This is a genomic window from Salinicola sp. MIT1003, assembly GCF_001858555.1.
Classification (GTDB): Bacteria; Pseudomonadota; Gammaproteobacteria; order Pseudomonadales; family Halomonadaceae; genus Salinicola; species Salinicola salarius.
This window is the reverse complement of sequence record NZ_MCAP01000023.1, coordinates 20,811-27,320: the sequence shown is the minus strand read 5'-3', so window position 1 is coordinate 27,320 and position 6,510 is coordinate 20,811. Positions and strand designations below refer to the sequence as shown.

General features: G+C 57.2%; 5 protein-coding genes. 4 read left to right on the top strand and 1 reads right to left on the bottom strand.

The features are described from left to right. Positions 1 to 113: 113 nt before the first annotated feature. Positions 114 to 872 (top strand): ZIP family metal transporter, encoded by a 759-nt coding sequence (locus BC443_RS11310; RefSeq protein WP_071231949.1) that lies wholly within the window; start codon positions 114 to 116, stop codon positions 870 to 872. A gap of 194 nt (positions 873 to 1,066) precedes the next feature. Here BC443_RS11310 and BC443_RS11305 read toward each other — a convergent pair whose 3' ends face one another. Beyond that, positions 1,067 to 2,503, bottom strand: coding sequence for a multicopper oxidase domain-containing protein (locus BC443_RS11305; RefSeq protein WP_071231948.1), 1,437 nt, complete (start codon positions 2,501 to 2,503; stop codon positions 1,067 to 1,069). A 361-nt stretch (positions 2,504 to 2,864) separates the two neighbouring features. Here BC443_RS11305 and BC443_RS11300 point away from each other — a divergent pair, with 361 nt between their 5' ends. The 3 genes from BC443_RS11300 to BC443_RS11290 all read left to right on the top strand — a co-directional run bounded on the left by BC443_RS11300 (position 2,865) and on the right by BC443_RS11290 (position 6,500). Next, positions 2,865 to 3,497 (top strand): peroxiredoxin, encoded by a 633-nt coding sequence (locus BC443_RS11300; protein WP_071231947.1) that lies wholly within the window; start codon positions 2,865 to 2,867, stop codon positions 3,495 to 3,497. A gap of 64 nt (positions 3,498 to 3,561) precedes the next feature. Beyond that, positions 3,562 to 3,966, top strand: a complete 405-nt coding sequence (locus BC443_RS11295; protein ID WP_071231946.1) for a heavy metal-responsive transcriptional regulator — start codon at positions 3,562 to 3,564, stop codon at positions 3,964 to 3,966. A gap of 89 nt (positions 3,967 to 4,055) precedes the next feature. After that, complete coding sequence (locus tag BC443_RS11290) at positions 4,056 to 6,500, top strand: heavy metal translocating P-type ATPase (RefSeq protein WP_071231945.1); 2,445 nt, start codon at positions 4,056 to 4,058, stop codon at positions 6,498 to 6,500. Positions 6,501 to 6,510: the final 10 nt, after the last annotated feature.

Here is a 6,510-nt window from a genome sequence, read left to right as displayed (position 1 = left end):
GGAGCCTCCGTCAATGTGCCGCCGGAAAGCTCGGGCCAGGCCGCTTCGCCGGCGAGTGCTTGAAGGCGAGTGCTAGAAGGCGGATAGCTAGACATCGACCAGGGAAGGTGATCATGGATAGCATTTGGATGGTGCTCGGCCTGGCATTGCTTCCCGCGTTGGGAAACTTCGGTGGCGGGCTGGTTGCGGAGGTCTCGCGGACGACCGGGCGCCGTCTCAATTACGCCCTGCATGGCGCCGCCGGTCTGGTCATTGCGGTGGTGGCGGTGGAGATCATGCCGCGCGTGCTGGAAAGTCTCTCAGCCTGGCTGATCGCACTCTCCTTCGCCTTGGGCGGCATTGCTTACGTAGGTATCGAGAAACTCGTAGAGGGCATTCAAAGGCGGCAAGGCCAGCAGAGAGAAAGCGGCCAGACGAGCGTCTGGATGATCTATATTGCCGTGTCCATCGACTTGTTCAGCGACGGTCTCCTGATCGGAGCGGGATCGGCGGTCTCGCTGTCAGTCGCTTTGATCCTGGCGGTGGGCCAGGTTCTCGCGGATATTCCCGAGGGCTTCGCGGCAATTGCCAACATGAAGGACAAGGGGATTCCGCGCAGCAAGCGCCTGCTGCTTTCTGCCTCCTTTGCCATCCCCGTCCTCTCGGCAGCCGTTTTTGCTTATTTCGTGCTCAGAAGCCAACCGGAGTCGTTCAAACTCGCAGCATTGACGTTTACGGCAGGCCTTCTTACGGTCGCCGCCATTGAGGACATGATATCCGAGGCTCATGAAAGCGGCGAAGATACGCACGTCTCGCCGCTGGCTTTTGTGGGTGGCTTCGTCCTGTTCACGCTGGTATCGGCGGGCTTAGAGGGGGTATTGGTGCAAAGCTAACGTGCCGTGCTAGCTCCTGTTGTATGCCAGTTGTTGTGGTCAACTCGTCCCGGGCAGTAATTTACGATTTGTTTCGATCAACGCAGACGGGCCTCCCTCATTAACGTATGGACCGAGGCCGGTTCCGTTTATGACGCGTAGCTTTATCAGCAAAATACACTGTTTTGAGGGGTGAAGCTGCCCTTATGATTTGATTAGGCTGTCACAACGAACTGGCCCATCATGCCTGTGTCCTCATGTTCAAGATTATGGCAGTGGTACATATAAGGCAGATATGGATCACTGTAATCCGTAAAGCTCAGAAGCACGCGTACCCGCTCAGCAGGATTAACGACCACCGTATCCTTTAGTCCCATCTCGTTCAGCGCAGGAGGCGAGCCATTGCGATCGAGTATTCGGAACTGGACATCATGTACATGGAACGGGTGGGGTACCATGCTAGTGTTACTTATCTCCCAGATCTCTGTGCTTCCTAAACGGACAGTTTCATCGATACGGTTGCGATCCATCCGTTTTCCATTGATCGTCATGCCCATTCCCAATACGAACGGGCGAGTCCCGATCGCCTGAGCAGGATCGGGCTGATCCAGCGTGACGAGACGACTGGGCAGCGGCGCGACACGAGCACGTTCGAGGTCGGGCTGGATACGTAAGACATCGAACACCTGTTCACTGCCCACCGGACCGCTTCCGGAAGAGACGGCGCGTAGCACGACGGGGCGACCATCACTTAGATCAACAATGACCTGAGCGCGCTCGCCAGGTGCGAGACTAATGCGCGAGACATCAATCGGGCGCTCCAAAAGCCCACCATCAGTGCCTATCTGACTGAATACGCGCTCGTCACTGAAACCCAGCGAGTAGAAACGGGCATTGGACCCATTGAGAATTCGCAAGCGTAGCTTTTGGGATTTTGATTCAAAATACGGATTCAAGCTGCCATTAACGAGCATGACGTCACCCATCACACCCATCATCATGCCGGAATAGAATAGCGAACCATCATCGTCGAACGTGCGATCCTGTAGCATCAGTGGAATGTCGTCCACGCCGTATTCGCTCGGCAGGTCCAAGCGCCCGGTCTCCTCGTCGTCCACATAAATCAGCCCGGCAAGACCCTGGTACACCTGCGGGCCGGTGACGGGCGGCAAATGGGAGTGGTACCAGAACATCGAGGCACGCTGTTTCACCTCAAATTGTGGCGACCACGTAGCACCATCCTTGATGATCTGATGAGGCCCCCCATCGGCATAGGCCGGTAGATGAAAGCCATGCCAATGCAGCGTGCTGTTCTGGCCGAGTTGATTGGTGACGTTGAGTCGCACGGTATCCCCGGCCCGCATCTTTAGCGTCGGGCCGAGATAGCTTCCGTTGATACCCAGCGTGGGCGTATTCATCCCATCGTAGAATTGGGTAGTGCCCTTCTGTAGGTTGAGGTCGTACACCCTTATCCCGTCCCGGCTTTCTCCGCCAAGCAGTGGCGGAACAGCAAGCGGTTTGAGAGAAGCGGCAAAAGCGGGTCTTCCCAACAGTAACTGCTGTAAACCACTGTAACCGGCCATGCCTGTGACCAGCGTTGCCGTGCTTCCGCCAAGAATCAAGTTCTTGACGAGGGCTCTTCTTGTAAGCATCCGTTTATCCACTGATTAATGTATGCGGTTTTAACGAGAACTACTATGTAGGCAGGATTCGCTGAGAGCCGTTGAGGTCAACCAGACCGAGACAGCGATGAAAGGCCGCTTATCCCAGGGAGGGGAAACAGGCCGATTAAGCTGGGGCACCTGAGATAGTGAAGGGAGGAATGGCATCGGTCGATTAAGGCCGCTGATAGATCGGTAAAGTGCTAGCTTAAAACCTTTGCCTTGCCTGGAGGTCAAGTGCGTTGGGCGACTACTGTAATAACAAGCTTTTCATCATTGGGGTTGACCTTAAAGTTCACTTTAGGGCTATCGTAAACCATGCATCACCCAACCCCAACGTAAGGATAGCCCCATGACTTTGCAGCTTGGAGAAATAGCACCCGATTTTACGGTGGAATCAACGGAAGGCACTGTCAGCTTCCATGAGTGGCTTGGTGACAGTTGGGCCGTGCTGTTTTCTCACCCGGCCGATTATACCCCTGTCTGCACGACAGAGCTTGGCGCATTTGCCAAGCGCAAAGATGAGTTCGACAAGCGCGGCGCCAAGCTGATCGGTGTTTCCGTCGATCCGCTGGCTTCTCATGCCGGCTGGGCGAAGGATATCGAGACCACCCAAGGCGCGTCTCTCAACTATCCGCTACTGGCTGACGAGAATCGGTTGGTGGCAGAGCTTTACGGGATGATTCATCCCAAGGCCGATCCCAAGCTGACGGTACGCACCGTTTTTATCATAGACCCTGACAAGAAGATTCGTCTGACCCTGACCTACCCACCCAGCACGGGTCGCAATGTCGATGAAATCCTGCGGGTCATCGATTCGCTGCAACTGACCGGCAAGCACAAGGTGGCAACCCCGGTGGACTGGCAGAACGGCGAAGACGTCATCATCGTCCCCTCCGTGTCGGACGAGGAAGCCAAGGAGCGCTTTCCTGAAGGCTGGGATGAGCAGACACCGTACCTGCGTGTGGTCCGCCAGCCCAAGTAACCAACAGAACGATCAGGTGGTCCGGTTGCACCGGGCTACCTGAAGTGTCGCTGAGGAACTCTTGATGAAAACCTACAGTATCGGACAACTGGCCGAGCGCTGCGGCATTGCCACCCAGGCGATCCGATACTACGAGCAAGAGAGGCTCATGCCGAAGCCCCAGCGAACGGAATCCAACTACCGCCGCTATCCCGAGGAGCATGTGGCCAGGCTGCAGTTCATTCTTCAGGCCAAGCAATGGGGGTTCACACTCGATGAAATTCGTGAACTGCTGATCCTGCAGGATGCCAACGGCGACCGGGCACAAGCCAAGCGGATTGCCGAAGAGAAGCTGATCAAAGTTCGAGAGCAGATCAGGCATCTTTCGAAAATCGAGTCGGTGCTTTCGAAAACCCTCTCGGAGTGTTCCGGAGAGGGCCCCATGAAGGAAGGGTGCCCCATTGTCGAAGCGATCACCGACGGCAAGTAAATCCCCTTTATTCCCGCCTTCTGGCCTGGCGAAACAATCGCCAGCCATTCGAACCTTGTTAACGCGAGTGATGCCGCCAGGAGTTCTAAATGACCGAGCGTGTCGATATCAGTATTCGGGGCATGTCCTGTGCTTCCTGCGTCGGGCGCGTGGAGCGCGCCCTCAAGAAGCAGTCCGGTGTCACGGATGTGCAAGTGAACCTGGCGACTGAAAAGGCCACGGTTACTTTCGAAGCGCATGCCAATCCCAGCCAGGCAGTCCATGCCGTTGAAGAGGCTGGCTACCAGCCTGTCGTTGAAACCGCTGAGATTCCTATTATCGGCATGACCTGCGGTTCTTGTGTCTCACGGGTTGAACGTACCATTGAGAAGCTGCCAGGCATTGTCCAGGCCAGCGTGAATCTCACCACGCAAAAGGCTTTTGTGCGGTTCCTGCCCGCGGCGGTAACGTTGCCACGCATCCACCATGCCATTCGTGATGCGGGATATGAGCCGCAGGACCAAGGGGAGAGTACACAGACCGAGCGCGAGGACCAGGAGGGCGTCCAGCTTCGCAACAAGGTGCTGATTGCGGCAGCATTCACGATTCCGGTCGTGTTTATTGCCATGGGCAAGATGATCCCTGCGCTGGAAGCGATATTCACCAGCATCATGCCGCACCGAGGTTGGATGGGCATCGAGTGGTTGCTGACTACCCCAGTCCAGTTCTATGCCGGGGCACGTTTCTACCGAGCGGGCTTCGCTGAACTGCGACATGCGAACCCGGGGATGAATAGCTTGGTCATGATTGGCTCAAGCGCCGCCTATTTCTACTCTATGGCTGCGCTCTTGATTCCCGGCTTCTTCCCTGCGGGGACCGCCGGAAGCTACTTTGAGGCCGCGGCGGTCATCGTGACGCTCATCCTGCTGGGCCGTCACTTCGAGCATGTCGCCAAGGGCCGCACCTCCGAGGCGATCAAGAAGCTTTTGCAGCTACAGGCAAAAACGGCCCGCGTCATCCGCAACGGCGACACGGTTGAAGTGCCGATCGAGGCCGTCGTGCCGGGTGATCGTATCCTGGCTCGTCCGGGAGAGCGCATCCCCGTCGATGGCATTGTCGAGGAAGGTCACTCCTACGTCGACGAGTCGATGATCAGCGGGGAGCCGGTGCCGGTTGCCAAGCAGATGGATAATGAGGTCGTTGGCGGAACGATCAACAAGAACGGTGCTCTGACGTTCCGCGCCACCCGAGTAGGTGCCGACACGGTACTGTCGCAGATCGTTAAGATGGTGGAATCTGCCCAGGCGGAAAAACCGCCGATCCAGAAGCTGGCCGACAAGATTGCCGGAATCTTCGTACCGATCGTGCTCCTGATTGCGGCAATCACGTTTACTGTGTGGCTCGGTTTCGGGCCAGCCCCGGCGCTGGCTTTCGCCTTTGTCACCACCGTCAGTGTGCTGTTGATTGCCTGCCCCTGTGCGATGGGCCTGGCGACGCCCACTGCAATCATGGTGGGGACCGGTAAAGGGGCCGAGATGGGTGTGCTGTTTCGTAAAGGGGCAGCACTCGAGACCCTGGCTAGGGTGGACACGATCGTGCTGGACAAGACTGGCACGCTGACGATGGGACGCCCCGAGCTGACGGACTTCGTAGTGCTCGAAGGGCAGGAGAACGAAGTGCTTCGCTGGGTCGCCGCGGTCGAAGCGCAAAGTGAACACCCGATTGCCGAAGCGATTGTACGTGGTGCAAAAGACTTAGGCCTAGATCTGCCATCCATCAGCCGCTTCCAGGCCGAGCCTGGTTTTGGCATCGAAGCCGAGGTCGACGGCCATAAGCTCAATGTGGGAGCTGACCGCTATATGAGTCGGCTCGGCATCGACCTAGGCAAGGCGGAAGAGCGTGCCACTGCGCTTGCCAGAGAGGCCAAGAGCCCGCTGTATGCGGCAGTCGATGGCAAGCTTGCGGCGGTGATTGCTGTTGCCGATCCGCTCAAAGAGGGCTCGGTTGAGGCTATTGCGTCACTCAGGGCGCAGGGCCTGGATGTGGCCATGCTGACCGGTGATAACCGCGCCACGGCCGAGGCTATCGCTAGACAGGTGGGGATTCAGCAGGTGCTCGCCGAAGTGTTGCCGGATCAAAAGGCAAACGAGGTCAAGCGACTACAGGCTGAAGGCCGCAATACTGCATTCGTCGGCGACGGCATCAATGATGCACCGGCATTGGCGCAAGCCGATGTGGGCATTGCTATTGGCACGGGTACCGATATTGCGATCGAGGCTGGTGACGTCGTGCTCATGCGTGGCGATCTGAGAGGCATCGTCAATGCCACGGCGTTGTCCAAGCGCACCCGCAAGACCATTTTGTCTAACTTCGCCTGGGCTTATGGCTATAACGTGGCGTTGATTCCGGTAGCGGCAGGGGCGCTGTATCCATTCACCGGCTTCCTGCTCAACCCGATATTGGCGGCTGCGGCCATGAGCCTATCCAGTATCTTCGTCCTGACGAATTCTTTAAGACTGCGTCGTTTTCAGCCCGTCAGCGGCGAGCCATCTTAGACACCAGCCG